Here is a 24,031-nt window from a genome sequence, read left to right as displayed (position 1 = left end):
AAATGTCATAAAAAATACAAGTATTTTATCTTGGAAATACTTGTATTCCTAAAAAAAATCCTCACAGCTTTTCATCATCTGTGAGGTTTTCTTCTATTATATATCTACTTGTACTTCTACACCGAAATGATCTGAAATTATATTTCGGTTTGTACCATTAAAAATGACTTTTGAAGAGCGAACCTTTTCACTTTGGTTACACAATATTAGATCGATTCGCAAATTATGTTTATTTTCATCCCAACCAGCAATCTCACCTTGGACAGTTGTTCCTTCATCCTTCTCTGTTGCTAGTTCATATGTGTCATACAAACCTTTTTGTATCATATACTCATAACCCTCTCCTTGCAAACGGGCATTATTATTAAAATCACCCATTAAGAAGGAAAGTTCATTGCGATTTACACGCTCCATTAAACGATCAACTTGAACTGTGAATGACTCTTCTTCATCATTCCACCAACCGAGGTGACAAGAGTAAAACGTGATGTTCTTACCATTATAAGCAATTGTTGCACTTACAATTTTGCGTGTTTTCCAATACGTTGTATCCTTATTTTCTGATACAAAAAACGTATCTTCATTTATAACATTATGTTTCGTTAGAATCGCTAATCCTTCTTCATACACATCATATCCAATATGAGAGAAATCCCAAGTAATATTGTAATCTTTTACATGTAACGCTCTTAACTCTTCTAATAGTAAAAGTCCAAAATTATCTTTTTTCTTGTGACCGCATACATTTTCAGCTTGTATAGACTGACTTACCTCTTGCAATGCGATCACATCATAATCTTCTTCTTGAATGACATTAGCAAGATATTTTATCTTTTCTAGTTGATTCTCTTCTTGCCAAGAGTGACAGTTTAAAGTTAGCAATTTCATCTTATTACGCACCTAACATATCTTGAATGTCTGACTTTAATACGTCAGCTTTCGGACCATATACTGCTTGTACACCTTTATCTTTTACGATAAGTCCTAAAGCACCATTTTGTTTCCATTGTGCTTCTGGTGCAACAACATCTAAATCTTTTACTGTTACACGTAAACGCGTCATACAAGCATCTACGTCAGCAATATTTTCTTTACCACCTAATAAATCAATAACTTTTGTTGCTAATGAACCATCTTGTACATTTCCTGTTCCTTCTGATGACTCATCTTCATTATCAATGTAGTTACCTGCACGGCCTGGTGTTGGTAAGTTGAACTTTTTAATTAAGAAATTGAATAATGTAAAGTTCAGGCCGAAGAATACTAATGAAACGATAACGAAATTGATTAAATCTCTAGTTAGTCCTGCATTAACCATCATCGGTGTACGAGTAATTAACTCAATAAATCCAAATGCGTGAACACGTAAGTTGATTAAATCTGCTAATGCGAATGCAAGTCCTGTTGTAATTGCATATACAACATATAATACTGGAGCAATAAACATGAACATGAATTCAATTGGTTCTGTTACACCTGTTAAGAATACTGCTAATGCTGCTGATAAGAACATTGGTTTATATTTTGCACGCTTTTCTTTATCAACATTACGGAACATCGCGAAAGCGATACCCATTAACGCTGCTGTTGAACCGATAACTTGTCCAGCTTTGAAACGAGCTGGTACAACATTATTTAATAGATCGTTATATGCTTTTGTATCTCCATTTGCTAATAAGTTATTTAAATCTGTAATCCATGCAAGCCATAATGGATCTTGTCCTGCTACAACTTGTCCAATTTTTGAGCCAGTTAACATTGTATACGTTCCGCCTAGCTCTGTGTAGTTCATCGGAATCGTTAACATATGGTGTAAACCGAATGGTAATAGTAAACGCTCTAACGTTCCATATACAAATGGTGCAACAACCGGTGCACTATCCTTTGAAGCTGCAATCCAGCGACCAAATTCATTTAATCCACTTTGAATGAATGGCCATAAAAGTGATAATACAATTGCAGTGACTGTAGACCAAACAATTACAACGAATGGTACAAATCGTTTTCCGTTAAAGAATGCTAATGCCTGTGGCAGTTTGTTATAGTTATAATATTTGTTATATAGAGTAGCTCCTAAGAAACCTGTGATAATCCCTACGAAAACTCCCATGTTTAATGCTGGTGCACCAAGTACAGAAGTAAAGTAATCTTTTACAATTAAATCTCCTGCTAATATTGAAGAAACTTTCGCTTTTGAATCCGCTAACATTTCAGCGTTTACGCCAAATATAGCTCCTGTAATTCTGTTCGTTAAGACGAATGCTAATAGCGCTGCAAATGCACCACCTGCGCGATCTTTCGCCCAAGATCCCCCAATTGCTACTGCGAATAAGATGTGCAGATTTGTAATAATTGCCCAACCGATATCTTCCATTACGCGAGCGATTGTATGAACTGCGTTAATATCCCCAGCAGACATCCCAATCAACTTACCAATAGAAATCATTAAACCAGCTGCTGGCATTACAGCTACAACAACTAATAATGCTTTCCCGAACTTTTGCCAAAAATCAAAAGACGTAATTTTCATCTGTTCTTCCTCCCCTTTATTTATAACAACATAATGATTTAAATTATAATTTCTGTTTCTATCATGAAAACGATTCCTTATGTTACTTTACTTTTATCTTTACGCAACCGTTTTCATAAATCTATTTTAATAAAAGCGTTTTCACTTTGCAATAGAAATTTATTTTTTTTCATAAAAAAAGATGCTCTAAGAGCATCCTTTTTTATTATGAAATGCGATAAACCCTTGTTTCATAAGGCTTTAACGTAATTGTAGTCACTTGTTCATGTTCCGCAACTTCATAGTTATTTAAAAGCAAACGTTTGCGTTCTAGTGCAAATGAACCCTCATTATACATTGCTTCCTCTTTTGAGATATTACTAATTACAACGATTTTTTCATCGTTTAATGTACGAGTATATACATAAATTTGCGGATCATCTTCTAAAAGTAAATCGTACGTACCGTAATTCAGTACATCATGCTCTTTTTTCAGGGCAATCATTTTCTTATAGAAGTTGAAAATAGAGTTTTCTTCATTCTTTTGCTTTTCAACATTAATCTCTTTGTAGTTTGGATTCATACCAAACCAAGGTGCACTTGTTGTAAAGCCAGCATTCATCTCATCGTTCCACTGCATAGGTGTACGTGAATTATCGCGGCAAGAAGCCCATATAATCTCCATCATATCTTGATGTGATACACCCTCTGCAATTTTCTCGCGATATAAATTTTTAATTGCTACATCATCGTAATCTTCAATATTTGGGAATTGAACATTTGTCATTCCAATTTCTTGTCCTTGATAAATAAACGGTGTACCGTGCATAAAGAAATACATTGCTCCAAGAGCTGTTGCACTTTCACGCCAATATTGTTTATCATCTCCCCAAGTTGAAACGATACGTGGCTTATCGTGATTCTCAATATATAAAGCATTCCATCCTTTATTTTCTAACCCTTTTTGCCATTTCGTTAATACCTTTTTCAATCCTACAACATCAAGATCTTTCTTCTTCTCTGCATCCCATAAGCTTAAATGCTCGAATTGGAATACCATATTGAACTTACCTTGCTCTTCTCCAACCCAAAGCTCAGCATCTTCAATCTTAACGCCATTCGCTTCGCCAACAGTCATAATATCGTACTTAGAAAATGTATTTTCTTTTAACTCTTCTAATAAAGGTTGAATACCATCTACATTCATATGTTTATCAAAAGATGGTACATACTTTAGTTCTTTTGGATTTGGCATATCTTTGAAGCCATCTTCTTTTTTAATATGGCTAATTGCATCCACGCGGAAACCATCAATTCCTTTATCAAGCCACCAATTAACTGTATCGTATAACACTTCGCGAACTTCTTTATTCTCCCAGTTTAAATCTGGTTGTTTACGCGAGAATAAATGTAAATAATATTGTCCTGTTACTTCATCATATTCCCATGCCGAACCATTAAAAATACTTTCCCAGTTGTTTGGTTCCGCACCATCTTTACCATCGTGCCAAATATACCAATCACGCTTCGGATTGTCTTTAGATGAACGAGACTCAATAAACCATGGATGTTCATCACTTGTATGATTAATAACTAAATCAATAATAAGCTTCATATCACGCTTATGAACTTCATCTAGTAAAGCATCAAAGTCTTCCATCGTACCAAACTCATCCATGATATCTTGATAATCACTAATGTCATAACCATTATCATCATTAGGTGACTTATACATTGGACAAATCCAAATTACATCTATACCTAAATCTTTTAAATAGTCCAGTTTCGCAATAATCCCTTGTAAATCCCCAATACCATCACCATTTGAATCCATAAAGCTACGTGGATAAATTTGATAAGCAACCGCTTCTTTCCACCATGTCTTATTCATAGTCATTCTCTCCTTTTGCATCCCATCGGAAATTTTATGCAAACGTTTTCGTAACACTATCATAACAAAATATGAATAGTTTGCAACTGTTTTCATTGAACTCTATGTAGATTCCTTATTCTTATGCTTTATTTATTTCTCACAAAAGCAAATCTCATTCCTCACCTGCTCTTGTCCACGCACGTTACATACGCTTTTCATATATTAATAAAAAGCACTGCTTATTTTTAGAAAGGAGTGATAAATTGAAACAAACAAAATTAACAGGTCGTATCGTTGTTCCCTCCGATCCTGACTATGACGTAGCCCGAATGAATTTAAATTTAAGTATTCCTAAACTCCCTTGTATTATTGTTTTTTGCCAAAATAAAAATGATGTGTGCAACGCCTTAAAATGGGCACGCGAACGTCATGTACCATTTCGCTTAAGAAGCGGCCGTCATAGCTATGAAAATTTTTCCCTTTTAAATAGAGGACTTATTATTGATGTGAGTGAAATGCATCGCATTACTGTTAATACAGATACATTAACAGCAACAATTGAAGCTGGCGCAAATCTTGGCACTGTTTATAAAGAGCTTTGGAATTATGGTGTGACAATACCGGCTGGTACAAGTGCAAGCGTTGGAATTGTTGGATTAACACTTGGCGGTGGCATCGGTATGCTTTCACGCTTATTTGGATTAACATGTGATCAATTAGTAGAAGTTGAAATGGTACAAGCGTGCGGTAAATTTGGAGCAAAACTCATTCGCGCAAACGAACATGAAAACCATAACTTGCTTTGGGCATGCCGCGGTGGTGGTGGTGGAAACTTCGGAATTGTTACTTCTTTAACTTTTCGAGTGCATCCTATAAAGAATGTATCAATCTTCTCCATTACATGGAAATGGAAAGATCTTATCGCTGCATTTCAAGCGTGGCAAAACTGGGCGCCTTATATAGACGAACGTCTCACTTCATCAATTGAATTATTCGCAAAGCAACGAAATAAAATTGAAGTAAAAGGTGAATTTGTTGGCCCTCCCTCTGAACTCCATTCCTTATTATCTCCTCTTCTTGAAACTGGTACCCCCTCACTTTTTATAGATGAAGTTCCGTATATACAAGCTGTTCAATTCTTTAATAGCGGTAATATTCCTGAAAACTTTAAGCGTTCTGGTTCCTACGTGTATAACCCTATCCCTCTTAAAGGAATTCAAATCATGCAACATTTTCTTTCTCATGCTCCAAATAAAGATGCGAGTATTTGGCACCAATCGCTCGTAGGTGCTGTTGAAAATATTCCGCCTACTGAAACAGCTTATTTTCATCGTAAAGCAATTATTGCGCAAGAATACATTACCTCTTGGAAATGTGATGCTGAAGAAAATCGCAATATACACTGGGTTAAAGATTTACGAGAAAGCTTAGATCCTTATACACGAGGTGACTATGTCAATTGGCCCGATATCGACATTAAAAATTGGCAAACTAGTTATTACGGTTCTAACTTTCAAAGATTACGTAAAGTGAAAACCATATATGATTCGTGCAATGTTTTTCGTTTTCAACAAAGTATCCCTCCTTTTCATACGTAAAAAAGGAAGAACAGAATGCTGTTCTTCCTTTTTACATTGAAAATCGTTCAATTGTTTGTTTCAAGTCCGCTGCTTGCTTCTCTAAATCCTTTAATAATTGATCGATTACTACCATATTTTTAGATTGTTGCAACGTCACACGTGCCACTTCTTGCGAACCAGCTGACGTTTCCTCAGCAATTGCTGCTACAGCCTTCGTCTGTGCTCCTGTTTGATGAATGTGACTCACTTGTTCGTTCATATAGCTGCTAATTTGCTTTGTTGCATCGGCAACTTCCATAATACTTGATGACATTTCTGTTAAAATTAATTCGGTAGCTTCCCCACGTTTTGCCTCTTCTTTAGCTGTTTTCACTTGCTCTGTCATTTTCAATGCGACTTGTTGCACTTCCTCTTGCATATTCCGTAATAACTGCGAAATATTTCTTGCAGAATGATCGCTTTCATCAGCAAGTTTACGTACTTCTTCAGCTACAACTGCAAAGCCCCTTCCGTGCTCTCCAGCACGAGCTGCCTCAATAGAAGCATTCAGTGCTAATAAATTCGTTTGACTAGCAATCTCACTCACAACAGAAACAATATGTTCCACTTGTTTCATTCGTTCTTCTAACTTCTGTACATTTTGCATCGAATTTTCATTTTCTTTTGCCAATGTTTGAATACCTTGAATTAAAGAAGTAAAGACTCGTGTACTTTGCCCTAAAGCTTGAACCATTTCTAAAGACAACTCGTCAGACTGTTTTGCTTTTTCTTCTACTTCACTCGCAATAGAAGTTGTTGTATCAACAGCCGAAACAATCGCCTGAATTGATGCTGCTGATTGCTCAGCACCTGAAGAAATCTCTGCAAGAGTCTCAGATACACCTTGCGCTTGTCTCGTTGCTTCGCCTGTTTGTTTTCTAATCTGCTGTACTTGATTGTTTGTATAAGAAAATGTTGTATCAATATTTTTTACCATGCCCCTTAAGTTTCCTAACATCATATTAAATGCAACACTTAAAGATTTAATCTCATCATCTGTTTTTGGTAACGGGACATCTTCACGAATATCGCCATCGGCCGCCTTCCGTGCAGCCTCCTCCAACTTTCTAAGTGGTTTAATTAAAAAGATTGCTGCTCCATACGCTAAAATTCCAGACCATACTACACCTAATAACATAACGATAATATTATAAACAGTTTGACTTACATAACTTTGAAAATAATCGTATATCACGTAGATAAAAAATATACTTGTTGAATATGTAATAAAAGCTAAAACTGTAGTAAATAGCATAAGTTGTGTACGTAAACCAAAAGAAAATGTTTTCCTTTCTTTTTCCATCTTCCCTTTCCCCCTTTTTATAAGCAATATAAATACTACCTATATATTATTATCCATATTTTCATTATAGAAGGATATAGGGATTTTAAAAATCATTATTTCTTTGAATATCCAATTGCACGAAAAAAATAAAGGATTCTGACAATTCGTGGCTAATAACAGAAATAAGGGGCAACATTTGTAAAATATATTTTTGACTGGGGGTTTTGTATGATTCAGGTTCGAAATCTAGTAAAATCATTCGGCTCACTTGATGTTTTAAAAGGAATTGATTTAGAAGTCAAAGAAAAAGAAGTTGTTGTTTTAATTGGTGCCAGTGGTTCCGGTAAAAGTACATTACTTCGCTGTCTTAACTTTTTAGAAATGTACGATGAAGGTGAAATTCACTTACAAGGTGAACGAATTGATCCTAAGCATTCAAATTTAAACAAAGTCCGTGAAAATGTCGGTATGGTTTTTCAGCACTTTAACCTTTTTCCCCATATGACCTCACTAGAAAACATCATAGAAGCACCTATTCATGTAAAAAAATTAGAAGCAGCAAATGCAAAGGATATTGGAAATCAACTATTGCAAAAAGTCGGCCTACAAGATAAAGCAGATGTAACGCCTCACCTCCTGTCAGGTGGTCAAAAACAGCGCATTGCCATTGCACGAGCTCTTGCTATGAACCCTAAAATTATGCTATTTGATGAACCTACCTCAGCCTTAGACCCTGAACTTGTTGGAGAAGTATTGCAAGTTATGAAAGAACTTGCTGAAGAAGGAATGACCATGGTTATCGTTACTCATGAAATGAATTTCGCAAGAGATGTAGCTGATCGCGTCATTTTTATGGATGATGGAAAAATTGTAGAGGACGCTCCGCCAACGCAATTCTTTTCAGCTCCATCACATGAACGAGCAAAACAATTTTTACGCAACGTTTTATAATGTAACTTCTGTTTCAAACGAAAAGAAATACATTCATACGGTGCACAACTCAATAACATACTTAAAACCATCCGTATGATCAATATATAGGAGGGGTTTTATGAAAAGAAAACTATTAACCATTGTTGCGAGTATTACATTATGTACATCCTTCATACTAGGAGCCTGTAGTAAGGAAAGTGCTACTACTTCTTCAAATGGTGAAAAAGAATTCCGTTATGCGATGAGTGGCTTATATAAACCTTTTAACTATAAAGAAAATGACGGAAAGCTTGCCGGTTTTGATGTGGAAATTGGTGAGGCACTCGCGAAAAAAATGAATATGAAACCCACTCCTATTACAAATCCGTGGGAAACGCTAATTCAAGGTCTACAATCGAAAAAATATGATGCTATATTGGGCAGTATGGCAATTACAGAAGAACGCTTAAAAGCTGTTAATTTCTCAAATCCTTATTATCGTTCTGGTGCCCAAATTTTTGTGGCTAAAAAGAATACATCTATCTCTTCTCCAGAAGATTTGAAAGGTAAGAAAATTGGTGTTGTAAAGGCTAGTACCTTTAAAGCCCTTGTTGCAAAACATACAGATCAAATCACAGAATATGACAGCGATATTACTGCACTTATGGACCTAGAGCCTGGGCGTGTTGACGCAGTAATCACTGATCAAATGGTCGGTTTACGTATGATCAAAGAAGGTAAATCAAATATAAAAGAAGCTGGAAAACCATTAAATCTGGATGAAATGGGAATTGCTATTCGTAAAGATGATAAAGCAATGGTTGAGAAAGTAAATAAAGCTTTAGATGAAATCATTAAAGATGGTACGTATGAAAAAATCAGTAAAAAATGGTTTGGGCGTAATATTCTCGGTGAAGAGGAAAAAACGAAGTAAATTAGCCCTTCAAATGTTTCATACATTATGCCCCACTTTTTATGTGGGGTATTTCATTCCCTACCAAAATCCATACAATATGAGGTGACACATATGTTTGAAATTTTTATGTCTACTTATCCCACACTCTTAAAGGCTACTATTGTCACATTACAATTAACATTAACTTCCCTAGTACTCGGTTCACTAATTGGATTACTATTCGCTTTTTTTCGAATCTCTAATAATAAGATTTTAAATAGTATTGCTCATGTATATATCGCCATTATTCGTGGTACACCTTTAATTGTTCAAATTGCCATTCTCTATTTTGGGATTACATCCGTTGTTGTTTTCACTCCTTTTTGGGCAGGAGCAATTGCTTTAGCAATCCATAATGGTGCATATATTACTGAAATTTTCCGCGGATCCATTCAATCTGTCGACCGTGGACAATTAGAAGCTGCTCGCTCTCTAGGTATGCCTTACCCTTTAGCAATGCGCCGTATTATATTACCGCAAGCATTTCGGCAATCTCTTCCTCCTTTAGGAAATCAGTTTATTATTGGATTAAAAGATTCTTCACTTGTTGCTTACGTAGGAATGTCCGAATTATGGGGATCAGGTTTATCTATTGCTGCAGGTAACTTCCAACAATTAGATACATATGTAATCGTTGGTTTATATTATCTCGTGCTTGTTCTCCTATTCACTTACCTTGTTAACCTTTTGGAAAAACGACTACAACGAAAAGAAATGAACTCCGGCCAAGTCCATAGAAAGAATAAAAAAGAAGTCTCTTTATAAAAAAAGCAAGCCAGAGATGGCTTGCTTTTTCATTGCAAAATATATCAATTTTTACTGATTTACTTTTTTAATACTCTCTTTTTCCTCTATATGTTCCTCACGATATGAAATATTATGAGGATCTAGTCCATTTCCTAAAGAACCATAGAAATGCTCTCTATGCGGATCCACTAATTCGCTTCCTTGATAATACACACGTGGTGTATTCCATAGTGCTGCCAAAGCTTTTGTCATTGGCATCTCATGATAGCGTTCCGGCCACATTTCTTTAATTTTATCTTTTACTAACGGATAGTATTTAGAGCTCATAGCAGGGAACAAATGGTGTTCTGTATGATATGAGAAATTGAAATGTAAAACATCTACCCAGCGCGGCACTGTTACTGATAAACAGTTTGCTAACGGATCATTTACTGGAACAATTGGATTTAAGCGGTGATTTGTTGCGATATATGCCATTACAATAAAGTTGGCAATTAACAACGGAATCACATATGCAAATAACCATTTTGCTGGTCCCATAATAAACAATAAACTAATCCAAACTGTCCAAGGCAAAAGAAGTTGAAGCCATACAGATTTTTGATTGGATGACTTAAATTCTTTTATAAAATGAAAGAACATTCGAGTCGAATGCAATGTAAATTGAATGGTTAATGACAGAAAACTAAAGAATGAACGTACATGAAGAGGCATACGATATACCCAGCTCAAAAACTTACTCTTTTTAAGCTTCTCAAGTGTCGGCCATGCATCTGGATCATTCTCTTCATGTTGTGTATGAACGTGATGCGTTGCATTGTGCCACTTTCTCCAAAGTTTAGGTCCTGTTGATAATGGCATAAACGCAATTGCTCCTAAGAAATCTCGAAGCCATGCCTTTCTTACAACAGTTCCATGTAAAATTTCATGGCCTAAAAACCCAAGTGAAGCAAAACATAATCCAAGAACAATCGCAATTCCTAGATTCGCCCACACATTCAATTCAAATACACCAATCGATATTAACCCCGCCAATGCCACAAGCAAATAAGCCAGTCCACCAAATAAACGAGTAGGAACTGGTTTAAATGCTTTTTTCGGCAAATGTGGTGATACACGTGCTGCATACCACCCAAACGTATGAAGCTCCTTCATCCTTTTGCCCCTTTCTTATGCCGCGCCTTGCGCAACTTACATATATCAATTCTTGCTTCCAGATTGATTTTACTAGGTGATCAAAAAAGCATCTATTATAAGGAAAATATACTCACTCTATCGTCACTTATTTTTTCGCTTTTATTATCAATGAAAAACATTTCTCTTTTTACTCTCTATCAACCTTTCCACATGATGAATCATATCAATAGAATTTCTATATTGTCAACAACTTTTATGACCTAGTAATAAAAGTTGGTTATATTTTTATAATCATACTTTATTTCACTAAAGAAAAAACATAGACTTTATAAGGTTTCACCCATTATGCATATACATACACTGACATACTATAGACTCTATCTTATTCAAGAACTCTCTATATAAACAACAAATAAACTCACCTGAATCTAGCTTTACACAACTCCTACCTCTTCATACCGATGACATTAAATAATTATATTAAAATAATTTTATCTTTCTTTTAATAAAAATAGACTCCTTCTAAAACAGCACACATGAATTTCCTATCATATGGAAATATTAAAAGGAAAATTGTTCTAAAATCGGGAGGTTTCTATAATGACAAGCGATACATTTCCACAATTCCCATTATCTTATTGGATTGAATCTACTCAAATCCCTGCTTTTCCAACTTTATCTGAAAATATAAAGACGAAAGTTGCTGTTATCGGTGCTGGTATTACAGGTATTACTACTGCCTATTTACTTGCAAAAGAAGGAATCGATGTTGCTTTAATTGATTCTGGTCTTATTTTAAATGGAACGACTGGGCATACAACTGCAAAAGTAACAGCTCAACATGATCTTATTTATGATGAATTAATCAATCATTTCGGTTTGGAAAAAGCGAGGCTTTACTATGAATCAAATAATCATGCTCTACAATTCATCAATGAGACTGTGCAAACATATAAAATCGACTGTAATTTCTCAAGTGAAGATTCATATTTATATACAACTACTGATAATGGATTAAGAAATTTATCGAAAGAATATGAAGCCTATCAAAAATTAAATATACCTTGTGACTATGTTCAATCTCTATCGATTCCGATTCCCATCCAATCCGCACTTGTCATGAAAAATCAAGCACAATTCCATCCCATCCTTTATTTAAAAACACTTTTAGAAAAGTTTGTGGAGATGGGCGGAAAAGTTTATGAACAAACAACAGCTATTGATGTGGAAAAAGGTGATTATCCACAAGTCATTACAAAGGGCGGACATCGCATCACTTGTGAATATGTTGTCTCTTGTTCACATTTTCCCTTTTATGATGCAAATAGCTTTTTCTTTACGCGAATGTATGCCGAACGCTCTTATGCTCTTGCAATCAAAGCAAAAACAAATTATCCAGGTGGCATGTATTTAAGTATTGATGATCCAAAACGCTCCTTACGCTATACAACAAACAACGGGGAAAAATTAATTTTAATTGGCGGAGAAAGTCATAAAACAGGACAAGGAATAAACACGATGCTTCATTACGAAGCACTGTATTCTTTTGCAGAAGCAACGTTTGGAGTAGATGAAGTTCCCTATAGATGGTCAGCACAAGATTTAATCACGCTAGATAAGCTTCCTTATATCGGACATATTAACGAAAGGAATCCAAATATATTTGTTGCAACTGGATATCGTAAATGGGGAATGACAACTGGAACTGCTGCTGCTCATTTATTGAAGGATTCCATTCTAAAAGTACACAGTCCATATAAAGAACTGTATGCACCATCACGCTTCCATGCAAATCCAGATATAAAAACGTTCCTCTCCCAGAACATTGATGTTGCGAAACATTTAATTGAAGGAAAGATCGAAACCGCATTACGTAAACCAGAAGATCTCGAAGTTGGTGAAGGATCTGTCGTGCATGTTAATGGGAAACGAGCAGGTGCTTATAAGGACAAAGATGGAAAATTACATATTGTCGATACAACTTGTACACATCTTGGCTGCGAGGTTGAATGGAACAATGGTGATTGTACTTGGGATTGTCCTTGCCACGGTTCCCGCTTTTCAATTGAGGGCGATGTTATGGAAGGTCCAGCAGATCAACCGTTAAAACGAGTTGATAATGAGTAAACAAATAAAGAAGTTCAACAGGATTCCTGTTGAACTTCTTTATTTGTTATAAAACCATTTCAGATAAATTCCGACATAAGAAGGAAAATTTTAACATCAAATAAAATAATATATTTATCTATAAATTAAAAGGGGTGAACATTATGCAACCTTCAGCTCCACCTCATCTAGAATCTACTGAAACTATCTTTTCAAGCTCTATTACAAAACTTGTTGTTTTTATTTGTTGGCTAGCCATTCTAGCTGATGGATATGATTTAGGTATTTACGGTGCCGTTCTACCAAAACTCCTAGAAGACAAAAGCTGGGCACTTTCACCCGCACACGCTGGTACAATTGCTAGCTATGCTTTATTTGGGATGTTTATTGGCGCTATTCTAGTTGGAACCATTACAGATCTAATTGGACGAAAATGGACACTTATATGCTGTTTAGCACTTTTTTCTATCACAATGGGCCTAGCTGCACTTGCTCCTTCCCCCGAATTATTTGGGTTATTTCGATTTATTGGAGGAATCGGATTAGGCGGTGTTATTCCAACAGCTTCAGCACTTACTGTTGAATATTCACCAAAAAAGCGGCAATCTTTTATTTATGCTCTTATGTTTACTGGCTATCCTTTAGGGATCGTGTTAGGGGCTATTTTGTCTATGTTTATGTTAGAAGATTTCGGATGGAGAATTATGTTTGGCATCGGAATGATTCCACTGCTCCTCATTCCTTTCATCATTCGTTATTTACCTGAATCCATTCAATTTTTATTATCACGTAATCGCCAAGAAGAAGTGAACCAAATTCTTAATCGTTTTCAAATTAAATTCCATGAAAAAGATGAAATTCCTGAAACACTAGCTAATACACAAAAGAAAAACGGATTTCTTACTTTATTCTCAAAAGAATACATAAAAGCAACGCTACTTTTTTGGATTACTTATATAATGGGAATGTTTTTAATATATGGTTTAAATACTTGGTTACCGCAGATGATGCGCCAAGCAGGATACCCTCTTGGATCTAGTTTATCATTTTTACTTATGCTAAATATTACTGCCGCTATCGGTGCTTTATTTGCTGGAGCAATCGCGGATCTTATAGGGGCCAAAATTGTTATTAGCATCTCCTATCTTATGGCAGCTATATGTATTGGACTATTAACCATTAAACCATCCGTTACAATCATTTATCTTTTAATTGGTCTTGCTGGAATTGGATCAGTCGGTATTACTCAAATATTGAATGCATATGTAACACAATACTTCCCATCCCATATCCGAGCTACTTCCTTAGGCTGGGGACTTGGACTTGGCCGAGTTGGTGCGATTGCTGGTCCTATTCTTGTCGGTATTATTATGACAATGCAATATGACTTAGCATGGAATTTTTACTTATTCTCATTCGCAGGTCTCATCGCAGCTATGTCTGTTTTCTTTATTCCTACAAAATAAAAAAGAGCACAAACTCACTTGCGCTCTTTTTCAATTCTTGCTAACTCCGCTTTAATTTTCTCTCTCATTTCATACCCTCTCCATTTTTTGATTATTTCCTTGGAAATTCGACAAATGTATTACTAAGTTTACTACATGCTAAAATAGCTGTCAGAAAATTCCCGACAGCCTGCCAAAATCCCTTATTTTTTACTTGTTCTTTTCTGTTACACTAACCGCAATTCGTTCAAACTCTTTTTGAATCTCCTCTTTATATGCATCTACTTTTGAAAAATCCATAGCAGCAATATAAATTCGTTCTAATTTATCACGAACTGATTTCGCTTTCGCTAAGAAAGACATCGCCTCATTCATTTTTGCTCTATATTGAATCGACACGTCGCGAATTTCTGTCGCATACTTCTCATCTGTCCCTGGTGTCACAATCAGGGCATACATATCTATAATTTCATCACCTTCACGGCTTGGAAAATATTCATGTGGTGCGGTACTATCAAAAATTGCAAAACCTAACTCTCTTACGATAACCATATCAAGACTATTTGGATCAAATCCACAATGATATACTTCAACCGCAAAGCCTTTTTCTTCTGCTACCTTAGCTAATTTTTTGAGCATTGTTGATTTCCCAGAGCCTGGGCGTCCTTTTATAAAATAACGATGTGGTAATCCTTCTGTTAAATTAGGAACAAAATCAACTGCTCCTTTCGGTGTAGCTGCTCCTAAAAAGCGATGTTTCACAAGCGATTGTTTCCCGCTTTTATCTGTAAATAGCTTCTGAATCAGCTGATCTGTTAGTTCATTTGCTTTATTAAAATCAATATTATTAATATATATTTTCTCCCACTCATCATGTATAATTAGCGCCTCGTGAAAACAAGCGTAAGCAGCTTGAAAAGCTTTGCTTGCTTCTGAAACAAATCGTTCAATTTCCACCTTCTGCTTTCTTAATTTATCTGAGTCCCAAGCAACCCCTAAATTGATATACTCCTCAACAACTCCTGGCATTTTCGGCTCGATAACATGCGGAGATGTTCCATCAACAATTCCTACTTTTAACTTCGGGATAATGACACCATCAACCGATTTATTATCGGAAGAACAATGTAAAAATTCAATACCATATCCTTTTTCAACCCATTCACGACCTATTGCCTTAATTAAAGAAGATTTCCCCGTTCCAGGGCCACCCTTTAAAATAAATAATCTGTCTAACCCTTTTAAATTCTCATCGTATAAATTATGAAATCCTCTAGCTGTATTTCCACCAGCATAATAATTCAATACAGTCCCTGTCACTGCACTCACTCCTTCGCAGCATTCTATTTACATAAGCTACAATATGCAAGCAGCTTTATTTGGGTGAATACCTATTTTGTATTGCACGAAAAAAGGAAATGAATTACAATTTAAATACAATGAATATTCAGAACCAAAATTAAATATGTCTTTATCAAGAGAGGCAGAGGGACCGGCCCTTTGACGCCCAGCAACCTCAGTTTATAGAAACTGAATAGGTGCTAATTCCTGCAAAATGCATTGCATTTTGAAAGATAAAACGTAACTATTGTGTGCACAACTCATCTTTCTTGATTACGAAAGGTGAGTTTTTTTATTTCAAAACATATACTGGAGGTATTTAAAGTGAAAGTAATTGACCTATCACAAACATTTGAAAACAATATGTCCCAATTCCCTGGAACACCAAAAATCAATTTAGGGGCCATTACAAGCGTTGAAGAGACAGGCTATCAAGTTACAGATTTTCATTCTGTCGTTCATGTTGGCACGCATTGTGATGCTCCTGCTCATTTCATTTCAGGCGCAACGACTATTGATCAATTACCCCTAGATCAATTTGTAGGCGAAGCGGTTCTTATTGATGTAACTCATGTACAAGAACGAAAACTACCGAAAGAAGTATTGCACAACGCTGACATAAAAAAAGGTGATATTGTTATTTTCCATTCCAATCTATCTACTAAATGGAATACAGAGGCATATGAGCAAGAAGCTTTTTATCTTTCTGAAGAATTAGCCGAAGAACTAGTTCAATTAAAAGTAAAATCGGTCGGCCTAGATTTCATTTCTCCTGATGAGGTATCGACAGAAACATCACCAATTCATCACATACTACTTGGAAATAATATTTATTTAATTGAAAACTTAACAAACTTAGATGCCATTCACACGAAACGTTTCTTTTTCTCAGCGGCACCTTTAAAAATTAAAGATAGCGACGGTGCTTTCGCAAGGGCATTCGCTGTAATTTTTTAAACAAACTATACAAAAAAGCAAAGATCATCATTGACCTTTGCTTCTATTTTTTTTATTTAAACTAAGAAAGAATTGCTCAACACGAGGACGTAACCAAGCTAAATAATCTTTCTCTTTCTTCTTTGTACAAGCTATTTCTTCTCCATCTACCATTCCGACAAGCTCTAGCTCTAACAGTTGCCTCGTAAATGCTAACATATTTATTTCTTCGTCTGGATACTCTTCTTTTAATTTCTCCTCAATTTCCCCTAATAAAAAACCGTCACGCATCATTGCCAATGCATCAATCCAAAGTGGCGGCATTTCATATTTCTCTCCTGTAATTGTATCTTTTACAATATAATTCTTTTGCTCTTTTCGAAATTGAATCGTGTGTAAGCATACAGTCGAATTTAATGTTAATTCCATCATACCACCTCTTTCATAATATCTGCATAGAAAAAAGGATGCGCGTGCACCCCTTCTTTTCCTAACACTACCGAACCGTTACATGAATAACAAATCTCATGTCGATATTTTCCTCCATTATAAACGAAGTATTTTATAAAAAAAACCCTTCTTGGAACATTTTATAAAATGTTTATATTTACACAACAAGAACACTTTTCTGAAAAATATTTTCTTCTAGCACATTATACTGTCGGTAAAGAAATTTCCACTTTCGTTCCTATTCCCACGTTACTTTGAATCGCGATACTTCCTTGATGTTCCTTAATAATTTTATATGTAATCATTAATCCAAGTCTCGTACCATTCTCCTTTGTTGTATAAAAAGCCTTTCCAACCTTCTCTAGCTTCTCCTTCTCTATACCAAAGCCTTGATCTTCAACAGACATGCACAAATGCCCTTCCGTTTTTCGATATGCACGGATATGAATACCTCCACCTTCTGGCATTGATTCTGTTCCGTTTTTAATAATATTTATCTACTTGTAAATGAAATCCCACTCTATACTGCGCTGCATAACTTTCCATTAGCTGTACAGCATATAAAAGGATTGCTTGTATATTACACCATTCATAATTTGTTGGCTTTGGTTTCCTTAACAAATCCGTTAATTTTTTAAAATACTTTTAAGGCTTCCCTTTCCTCATAAATCAAGCTTCATATAAATACTCCTCATGGATCCATACAAAAACTCTGCGTGTTATCTCCTTAAATTATAGCCTTCAGGGCAATATACAACCTTATCATACGAAAAGGAAGGAGATCTCTCCTTCCTTTTCGCTATAACTTATATCCATCTTACCCGATCATGTAGCAGACCATCCGTAAAATTATTATGTCCTATTACAAAATTATTCATATATAAATCTAGATATTCGCCGTACTTACTTTCTGTATTTAATAATAATTCCTCGACATAGTAAGCACCTTGTTTAAAGTTATCGAACAGTAAACTACACAAGCCAGCATAAATTCCGCACCCTACTTGGAAGTAAGTCGCGTTCGTTTTATATTTATGAAAAACTTGACTGCTATTCATCACGTTATACATATACATCTCGCTATTTTCATAAACGAGTAGCACACCAACCAGATCCTCCCCTGCAATCTCTTCTTCCGCTGGATTAAATACTTTACGATTCCAATTCCATAAATCTTCAACTTGATCTAAGTTCTGTCTAATTATATTAGTCGTATACTCATTAATTCGATAAAGAAAACCCACTTCCATATTGAAGTTTTTTCCTAAAATTAAAACTTCCTCATGTGGCATTAAACAACCATAAAACTCTTTCTCTCCTAACTTTACTTTATACTCTGAAGCATATACATCTTCATAAAAATAAAGAGGTCGATGATGGCTCATATACATCGGATAACTCCATATTGCTTCATCTAGAAATCGCTCTACTGCCCATGAAGCATAAAGTGTATGAGGCTTTATAAGTGCTGTATCATTTAAAAATGACGTATCATGTTCTACTATATAACATGCTTTGGGCTTTTCATTTGGACGTTCCTTCATAAGTTCAACAACCATCCATTGAACAACACCTGGATTCATACCTGATCCTATAATTGCTTTTGTATTTGTAAATTTCTCTTTTTCCTTCTCAAACCGCGTATATCTTTCCGTAAGCTGAAAGCCAATTAAACTATCGTCTTGATCTACTGCCTCATTTTCCAAAGCTGAATTAATATAGCAAATTCCAAGTTCATTACAACAGCTTAATACTCTGATTGTATCTGCCCCTGAAACATCAATAACAACACCGATTCTTTTTTCTTTCAAATGTTGTTTGAATTTCACTACATCTTGAAGGTCAATTTCATATAAAAACAATTGCTCTTTCAAATTTGGAAACAACTCATCATAATAAGTCCTATCTTTTTGTTTTATATCAACCAAATGAAATGTAACATTCTTTATCGCTTCATAAATCGGGTCTTTTTCATTTACTATCGCTTGATTTAAAATGGCTAAAACTGCTTTTGCTGCTCCACCAGCACTACCAAGTAATGTAATCGATAACGGATTCGAAAACTGCTCCACAAACAAAACCCCTTTAATGTATTAGTTGAACAGTTCTCCCTCAAAAAATAAATTGAATATATGAAAAGATGGCTCGTACATATCTTTTATAATTTTGCACAAGATTAACTCTTCATAGATAAAGCTAACATATTTATATTCAATTCATTTTCCCCCTCATATTCAAATCGTGCTAAACAAATAGGCTCGACCTTTTCTTCTGTATATAAAAGAAAAAGCCAGCCCTTTCAACTAGTCTACGGACAATGGACAGATTTCACATGTTGAATATTCACATACATTTTTGCATCACGTGCTTTTAATATTTCAATATGTCCCTCATCAATCTTCGCCATCTTTCCGATTTTATTAGATTCCTCGCCTAAATCGAACACCATGATTTTACCAGCCATTTTAATAAGCTGCTCTTCAAATGTTCTAGCTAACGTAATATTTAACGGATTCACGGGAAGTTCATTTTTATTGAGGGCATAAGGGACTTGATTTTCTTTATATGGAATTAACCATTTCAAATGCTTTAAAGATATATATACTGTTTTATAAACTGGGCTATAAAAAACGATATAATCGTTCATTACACTTGTAACATAACCGTGTATTGGAGCATTTCCTGCTACATAAACTTCTGTAAAAATCCCCTTAGAAGTACTTAATACTTTTCTCAAAGAAATGGAAGGTGATTCCCTCTTAATTACAGAATCAACATCAGGTTTTGATATTTCTTCATCATGTGGTCTTAAAAATTTATAATATTGGACATGGTATAAAGATATATATACGTAGTCTTGTCCATTGTAAAGAACAACAATATCATTTCCTACGTCTATTAATACACCTTTAAATCTTTGTTCACCGATTAATTTAACATATATATTTTCTCCAATGCTTTTGTTTAACTCATTCATCTATATCCTCCTTCCTATGAATTTCTTCTTTCCTGTCTTCCATTTCAAAAAAATAATCAGGGCAAAGTTCTGTCTTAATAGTAAGTAATTCCTTTTCATACTATCGAAATAAGAAATTGTTCTTCTCTTTCCCTCATAATGCCCCTCTTATTTATTAAACATTATTCATCTTCATTCTTTTTACATTTAACTACTTGACTCACACTCTTAATATGAGACTTAACTACATAAATAACTTCATCACAGTTTACTAGTGTAATACAACCATGGTGTACCTCACTTAATAAACCTTCCACACATTCTGGACCGCCACGATTAATTTTTACCCACTTATACTTCAAGTCTTTTAATATATCTAAAAAAGTATCCTCATCAGAACAGAAACATGAACTATAGCAATCGCCGCATTTACTTTCTTTCACTTTCTTAACTAGGCTCTTCACATGTTTCAATTGATAATATACTAATTCCCCATGAGGTAATTGTAGCGTTAGATAATCTTTGCCTAACGATACGAGCTCACCCACTCGACTTTCTGGTCCACGAAGGTTTACTTTTACAGTCTCACCAACTAAACATTTAATTTGGTCACAGCATAATACATTCTCCAATTTCGTATCCCCCTTTCTTATTATCTTCCTCTACTTGATTGTCTTTGTGCACGAGCGCGACCTGAATTATTGCTACTACTTTCCTTACTGCTACTATCGTCGCTCTCATTGCTCTCTCCACATGCTAATGCATTATAGTTAACGCTTTTAATATGCTTTACTGCAATTAATATAACTTCTTCTTTTACAATTAATGTCACAAAGTCACAAGAAACATCTTGTAAAATGCCTTCCACTTTCTCTGGACCACCGCGATTAATTTTCACCCAGCAATATTTGAAGCTTTGAAGTAGTGCTTCAAAGTCTTCTGCACATTCGCAATCTTCCCACTCGCACTTACTTGCTCCGCATTCTTTCGCATTTTTTGTAATACTTTTTAGATGATTAAGTTGATAGTAATAAAGTTCACCTTTTTCATTCTGCAATACGAAGTAGTCCGGACATACTGATATTATTGTTCCTTTTTGAGATTCTGGACCACCCCTGTTTACTCTCACAAAAGATCCAATTAAGTCTTTCAAAAAATCACAATGAAATATACTCACGAGAAAACCCCTTCCATTAATTTATAAGCTTTTGCACTGATAGTATATGTATCTGTACAGGTTACGTTCTCTATGTTTGTCCTAGCTAGAAAAAAATATGCTTTTAACATGGTAGACTACTACCTATCAAAATCTTAAAAAACGTTTACGGTCTTTTAAATTTGACATTTTTGCACAAAAAAATCCCGTATGAAGATACATTTCTGCCTATCTTCATACGGGATTTCCCATCGTTTAATCTTCGTCTTTAACATCCATATCTTCTGGAATTGGTTCGTTCAATATTTCTTCCACTAATTGCTTATATTTCTCCATTTGTTCTAAATGTGTATTAAATTGTTCTTTATTTAATAAATATTGTTCTCCATCAAATAGCGCACGAACTTTCTTTTTCTGAATTAGCTCTTCAATATACGATTTTGGTAAATTCAAATACTCCGCAGCTTCTTCTACTGTTATATACAACGCGTTCATTCCTTTATTATTTTTTCCTATATACTGTATCTTACTTTATTTTTGTAAACAAATAAAAAAGATTTTGTAAATGCAATTTAAAAAGAAGGTGGATGCATTCCATATATTGTATAATAATATAGTAAGGATTTTTTAAATATAGAATGGTATTACCCATTTACACAAAGGAGAGTTAACATATGGCTACTCGTCACATCATTACAATGTTAGAAAAAACATTACAGGTTGAAACAAAAAACACAATTTCTCATTTAACTACATCTTTATCTGATCGTATTCTTTCTCAAAGCTCAGCGATACATGAAAACAATTGTTACCATACAATTGGGGAATGGTACAAAAATCATTTTTTATTCCAACAAGATGATTTCCTTTGGGCTAAATACGCTTTCTATGACGCATATTGTGAAGCTATAAAGGGACAAGGACATCTTACAAAACGCGTCCGTCAAATATTAGAATCATTAGCTCGAATGCATGGAAAACAGTACATTGCATCTATATTAAATATGCCATTTCCTAACGAAAGAGCTAAAGGGACAGCATAATATAATACTGTTCTGCATCAGCAAAGCATAGATTCATTGCTTTCTAGGAAGATTTACAAATAAAACGTTCATATCACATGAACTGATGAAACCGGTGTCATTATAATGATTGAAAATATAGTAAACAGGAAAACCCCCATTTACCTCTCTTATCACTCGAATAGAGAAGTAAATGGGGGTATACTTGTTTTTTATTATTTCATCATCTGCTTGATCAATTCACGATTTCTTTTCTTAAATACTTCATTATGTGAAGAAACCATTCCATATTCGCTTGCATCTGGCTGAATAAATTGTTTCGCTTTATTTACAGCATTTCCTGCATCTTGGAACGCTCCCGCAATTAAGTGTAATTTCCCTTCATGCTTTAAAATATCTCCCGCAGCATATAATCCATCTACTGAAGACTCGCTATTCGCATTCCCTGCAATATAATAATTATCTATAATTGCAACGTCTAACTCACTATTTTCTAATAATGTAATGTCACGCTCATATCCATGGTTAATAATCACTTCTTCAATAGGTAAATGGGCAACTTCACCCGTCTCATGATTTGTTAATTCTACATATTCAATTGCTTCATGATTATCACCAGCAATTAATTTTGTAATAGAGGTATTAAAGAAACACTCCGCTGAGCTGTTCATAAGTTGCTTCACTTGTGCTTCATGACCAGATAATTCTTCTTTTCTATATGTTAAATAAACTTTTTTCGCAATTGGTTCTAACTCATTTGCCCAATCAATTGCAGAGTTACCTCCGCCTGAAATAATGACCGTTTTATCTTTGAAACGTTTTAACGATTTAACTGTATAATTTAAGTTTGATACTTCAAATCGCTCCGCACCTTCAATTGATAACTTTTGTGGATTCAATATACCACTTCCAGTTGCAACGATCACTGTTTTTGAAAAGTGTTCTTCTCCATTGCTCGCCTTTAACGTAAAAGTGCCATCTTCGTTACGAATAATCGATTCTATTTTTGTATTTACTACCACTTCAGGCTGAAATGTTAACCCTTGTTGTACAAGTTGCTCAATTAATTTTTCACCAGTAACCGGTAATAATCCGCCAATATCCCAAATCATCTTCTCCGGATAAACATGTATTTTTCCACCTAACTGTGGTTGAAATTCTATTATTTTCGTTTTCATCTCTCTGAGTCCACTATAAAAAGCTGAATAAAGCCCTGCAGGTCCCCCGCCTATCACGGTTACATCAAACAATTCTTCTCTATTCATTCACCTTCACTCCTCAGCTACTAATCATTGATTATCATTCTCAATAAAATATAACCTGTTTCCGCAAATTTTACAATCAAAATTACTATTGACAATACACCTATATAAAATTATATTATTTAAAGAATCAATAGTGATAATCATTATCATTTTGTTAATAATTAGCAAATTTGAGATTACATCTTCTTTCACTAATATGGTTAATACTATATTGTAAAATCTCACATTCAAGATTTTTAATAAGCATTTTGCATTACCACTACTCTTTCAAACAGATTGCAGTTAAACAAATTATTGTATACACATATCATCTATGT

21 protein-coding genes, 2 pseudogenes and 1 riboswitch are annotated in these 24,031 nt (G+C 34.8%); of the genes and pseudogenes, 8 read left to right on the top strand and 15 right to left on the bottom strand.

Going from position 1 to position 24,031, the window contains the following annotated elements; genetic code table 11:
* Positions 1-96: 96 nt before the first annotated feature.
* The 3 genes from MR113_RS08060 to MR113_RS08050 all read right to left on the bottom strand — a co-directional run bounded on the left by MR113_RS08060 (position 97) and on the right by MR113_RS08050 (position 4,400).
* Positions 97-888, bottom strand: a complete 792-nt coding sequence (locus MR113_RS08060; RefSeq protein ID WP_132134525.1) for an endonuclease/exonuclease/phosphatase family protein — start codon at positions 886-888, stop codon at positions 97-99.
* A gap of 4 nt (positions 889-892) precedes the next feature.
* Positions 893-2,530 (bottom strand): PTS transporter subunit IIBC, encoded by a 1,638-nt coding sequence (locus MR113_RS08055; protein ID WP_242253256.1) that lies wholly within the window; start codon positions 2,528-2,530, stop codon positions 893-895.
* Between the two features lie 205 nt (positions 2,531-2,735).
* The gene (locus tag MR113_RS08050) at positions 2,736-4,400 is read right to left on the bottom strand and encodes a glycoside hydrolase family 13 protein (RefSeq protein ID WP_242253253.1); all 1,665 of its coding nucleotides are present in this window, start codon (positions 4,398-4,400) and stop codon (positions 2,736-2,738) included.
* Between the two features lie 245 nt (positions 4,401-4,645).
* Between MR113_RS08050 and MR113_RS08045 the strand changes: the two genes are divergently transcribed.
* On the top strand, positions 4,646-5,980 hold the full coding sequence (locus MR113_RS08045) for an FAD-binding oxidoreductase (protein ID WP_242253250.1): 1,335 nt from the start codon (positions 4,646-4,648) through the stop codon (positions 5,978-5,980).
* Positions 5,981-6,011: 31 nt separating this feature from the next.
* Here the strand turns inward: MR113_RS08045 and MR113_RS08040 are convergent, their stop codons facing one another.
* Both MR113_RS08040 and MR113_RS28725 read right to left on the bottom strand, forming a co-directional pair.
* Positions 6,012-6,938 carry a methyl-accepting chemotaxis protein gene (locus MR113_RS08040; RefSeq protein WP_472927134.1) on the bottom strand — a complete coding sequence of 309 codons (927 nt, stop codon included), beginning with the start codon at positions 6,936-6,938 and terminating at the stop codon, positions 6,012-6,014.
* Between the two features lie 15 nt (positions 6,939-6,953).
* Positions 6,954-7,139 (bottom strand): annotated as a pseudogene (locus MR113_RS28725) (HAMP domain-containing protein); the annotation flags it as partial.
* Between the two features lie 375 nt (positions 7,140-7,514).
* Between MR113_RS28725 and MR113_RS08035 the strand changes: the two are divergent.
* From MR113_RS08035 to MR113_RS08025, 3 genes are all read left to right on the top strand, one after another.
* A complete protein-coding gene (locus MR113_RS08035) occupies positions 7,515-8,237 on the top strand; it encodes an amino acid ABC transporter ATP-binding protein (protein WP_098872603.1) in 723 nt (240 codons plus the stop codon).
* 100 nt (positions 8,238-8,337) lie between these two features.
* Complete coding sequence (locus MR113_RS08030; protein WP_073518117.1) at positions 8,338-9,132, top strand: ABC transporter substrate-binding protein; 795 nt, start codon at positions 8,338-8,340, stop codon at positions 9,130-9,132.
* A 93-nt stretch (positions 9,133-9,225) separates the two neighbouring features.
* Positions 9,226-9,918, top strand: a complete 693-nt coding sequence (locus tag MR113_RS08025; RefSeq protein ID WP_242253246.1) for an amino acid ABC transporter permease — start codon at positions 9,226-9,228, stop codon at positions 9,916-9,918.
* Positions 9,919-9,969: 51 nt separating this feature from the next.
* On the opposite strand, the gene desB is transcribed toward MR113_RS08025, so the two are convergent.
* Positions 9,970-11,055: a Delta(10) desaturase DesB gene (gene desB / locus MR113_RS08020; RefSeq protein ID WP_097817910.1), complete on the bottom strand. Its 1,086-nt coding sequence runs from the start codon at positions 11,053-11,055 to the stop codon at positions 9,970-9,972.
* A 582-nt stretch (positions 11,056-11,637) separates the two neighbouring features.
* On the opposite strand from desB, the gene MR113_RS08015 reads away from it, so the two are divergent.
* Positions 11,638-13,164: an FAD-dependent oxidoreductase gene (locus tag MR113_RS08015; RefSeq protein WP_242253244.1), complete on the top strand. Its 1,527-nt coding sequence runs from the start codon at positions 11,638-11,640 to the stop codon at positions 13,162-13,164.
* 143 nt (positions 13,165-13,307) lie between these two features.
* Positions 13,308-14,609, top strand: a complete 1,302-nt coding sequence (locus tag MR113_RS08010; protein ID WP_242253241.1) for an MFS transporter — start codon at positions 13,308-13,310, stop codon at positions 14,607-14,609.
* Between the two features lie 189 nt (positions 14,610-14,798).
* Here the strand turns inward: MR113_RS08010 and MR113_RS08005 are convergent, their stop codons facing one another.
* Complete coding sequence (locus MR113_RS08005; protein ID WP_242253240.1) at positions 14,799-15,908, bottom strand: PRK06851 family protein; 1,110 nt, start codon at positions 15,906-15,908, stop codon at positions 14,799-14,801.
* A gap of 148 nt (positions 15,909-16,056) precedes the next feature.
* Positions 16,057-16,169, top strand: a riboswitch (SAM riboswitch).
* 84 nt (positions 16,170-16,253) lie between these two features.
* Between MR113_RS08005 and MR113_RS08000 the strand changes: the two genes are divergently transcribed.
* A complete protein-coding gene (locus MR113_RS08000; RefSeq protein ID WP_242253238.1) occupies positions 16,254-16,886 on the top strand; it encodes a cyclase family protein in 633 nt (210 codons plus the stop codon).
* Between the two features lie 27 nt (positions 16,887-16,913).
* Here MR113_RS08000 and MR113_RS07995 read toward each other — a convergent pair whose 3' ends face one another.
* The 7 genes and pseudogenes from MR113_RS07995 to MR113_RS07965 form a co-directional block, all read right to left on the bottom strand.
* Complete coding sequence (locus MR113_RS07995) at positions 16,914-17,294, bottom strand: hypothetical protein (RefSeq protein ID WP_000424111.1); 381 nt, start codon at positions 17,292-17,294, stop codon at positions 16,914-16,916.
* Positions 17,295-17,518: 224 nt separating this feature from the next.
* Positions 17,519-17,936: pseudogene (locus MR113_RS07990) on the bottom strand (ATP-binding protein); the annotation flags it as partial.
* A gap of 185 nt (positions 17,937-18,121) precedes the next feature.
* Positions 18,122-19,387, bottom strand: coding sequence for an S-adenosylmethionine decarboxylase related protein (locus MR113_RS07985; protein ID WP_242253236.1), 1,266 nt, complete (start codon positions 19,385-19,387; stop codon positions 18,122-18,124).
* A gap of 236 nt (positions 19,388-19,623) precedes the next feature.
* A complete protein-coding gene (locus MR113_RS07980; RefSeq protein WP_242253235.1) occupies positions 19,624-20,292 on the bottom strand; it encodes a DUF2642 domain-containing protein in 669 nt (222 codons plus the stop codon).
* A 161-nt stretch (positions 20,293-20,453) separates the two neighbouring features.
* The gene (locus MR113_RS07975; RefSeq protein ID WP_242253233.1) at positions 20,454-20,903 is read right to left on the bottom strand and encodes a PI-PLC domain-containing protein; all 450 of its coding nucleotides are present in this window, start codon (positions 20,901-20,903) and stop codon (positions 20,454-20,456) included.
* Between the two features lie 20 nt (positions 20,904-20,923).
* The gene (locus MR113_RS07970; RefSeq protein WP_242253231.1) at positions 20,924-21,448 is read right to left on the bottom strand and encodes a spore coat protein; all 525 of its coding nucleotides are present in this window, start codon (positions 21,446-21,448) and stop codon (positions 20,924-20,926) included.
* 234 nt (positions 21,449-21,682) lie between these two features.
* On the bottom strand, positions 21,683-21,922 hold the full coding sequence (locus MR113_RS07965; protein WP_242253229.1) for a helix-turn-helix domain-containing protein: 240 nt from the start codon (positions 21,920-21,922) through the stop codon (positions 21,683-21,685).
* A 179-nt stretch (positions 21,923-22,101) separates the two neighbouring features.
* Between MR113_RS07965 and MR113_RS07960 the strand changes: the two genes are divergently transcribed.
* The gene (locus MR113_RS07960) at positions 22,102-22,470 is read left to right on the top strand and encodes a hypothetical protein (protein WP_242253227.1); all 369 of its coding nucleotides are present in this window, start codon (positions 22,102-22,104) and stop codon (positions 22,468-22,470) included.
* A gap of 194 nt (positions 22,471-22,664) precedes the next feature.
* Here MR113_RS07960 and MR113_RS07955 read toward each other — a convergent pair whose 3' ends face one another.
* Positions 22,665-23,714, bottom strand: a complete 1,050-nt coding sequence (locus tag MR113_RS07955; protein WP_242253225.1) for an NAD(P)/FAD-dependent oxidoreductase — start codon at positions 23,712-23,714, stop codon at positions 22,665-22,667.
* Between the last annotated feature and the right edge of the window lie 317 nt (positions 23,715-24,031).

Source organism: Bacillus cereus group sp. BfR-BA-01379, assembly GCF_022663605.1.
Lineage (GTDB): Bacteria > Bacillota > Bacilli > Bacillales > Bacillaceae_G > Bacillus_A > Bacillus_A mobilis.
The sequence above is the reverse complement of the archived record's forward strand: the minus strand, read 5'-3'. Positions and strand labels throughout refer to the sequence as shown.

Excerpts from the sequence above, each read along its gene's own strand:
- MR113_RS08060 (WP_132134525.1), bottom strand. The coding sequence starts at position 888 with ATGAAATTGCTAACTTTAAACTGTCACTCTTGGCAAGAAGAGAATCAA.
- MR113_RS08055 (WP_242253256.1), bottom strand. The coding sequence starts at position 2,530 with ATGAAAATTACGTCTTTTGATTTTTGGCAAAAGTTCGGGAAAGCATTA.
- MR113_RS08050 (WP_242253253.1), bottom strand. The coding sequence starts at position 4,400 with ATGAATAAGACATGGTGGAAAGAAGCGGTTGCTTATCAAATTTATCCA.
- MR113_RS08040 (WP_472927134.1), bottom strand. The coding sequence starts at position 6,938 with ATGGTAAAAAATATTGATACAACATTTTCTTATACAAACAATCAAGTA.
- MR113_RS08035 (WP_098872603.1), top strand. The coding sequence starts at position 7,515 with ATGATTCAGGTTCGAAATCTAGTAAAATCATTCGGCTCACTTGATGTT.
- MR113_RS08030 (WP_073518117.1), top strand. The coding sequence starts at position 8,338 with ATGAAAAGAAAACTATTAACCATTGTTGCGAGTATTACATTATGTACA.
- MR113_RS08025 (WP_242253246.1), top strand. The coding sequence starts at position 9,226 with ATGTTTGAAATTTTTATGTCTACTTATCCCACACTCTTAAAGGCTACT.
- desB (WP_097817910.1), bottom strand. The coding sequence starts at position 11,055 with ATGAAGGAGCTTCATACGTTTGGGTGGTATGCAGCACGTGTATCACCA.
- MR113_RS08015 (WP_242253244.1), top strand. The coding sequence starts at position 11,638 with ATGACAAGCGATACATTTCCACAATTCCCATTATCTTATTGGATTGAA.
- MR113_RS08010 (WP_242253241.1), top strand. The coding sequence starts at position 13,308 with ATGCAACCTTCAGCTCCACCTCATCTAGAATCTACTGAAACTATCTTT.
- MR113_RS07995 (WP_000424111.1), bottom strand. The coding sequence starts at position 17,294 with ATGGAATTAACATTAAATTCGACTGTATGCTTACACACGATTCAATTT.
- MR113_RS07980 (WP_242253235.1), bottom strand. The coding sequence starts at position 20,292 with ATGAATGAGTTAAACAAAAGCATTGGAGAAAATATATATGTTAAATTA.
- MR113_RS07965 (WP_242253229.1), bottom strand. The coding sequence starts at position 21,922 with ATGAACGCGTTGTATATAACAGTAGAAGAAGCTGCGGAGTATTTGAAT.
- MR113_RS07960 (WP_242253227.1), top strand. The coding sequence starts at position 22,102 with ATGGCTACTCGTCACATCATTACAATGTTAGAAAAAACATTACAGGTT.
- MR113_RS07955 (WP_242253225.1), bottom strand. The coding sequence starts at position 23,714 with ATGAATAGAGAAGAATTGTTTGATGTAACCGTGATAGGCGGGGGACCT.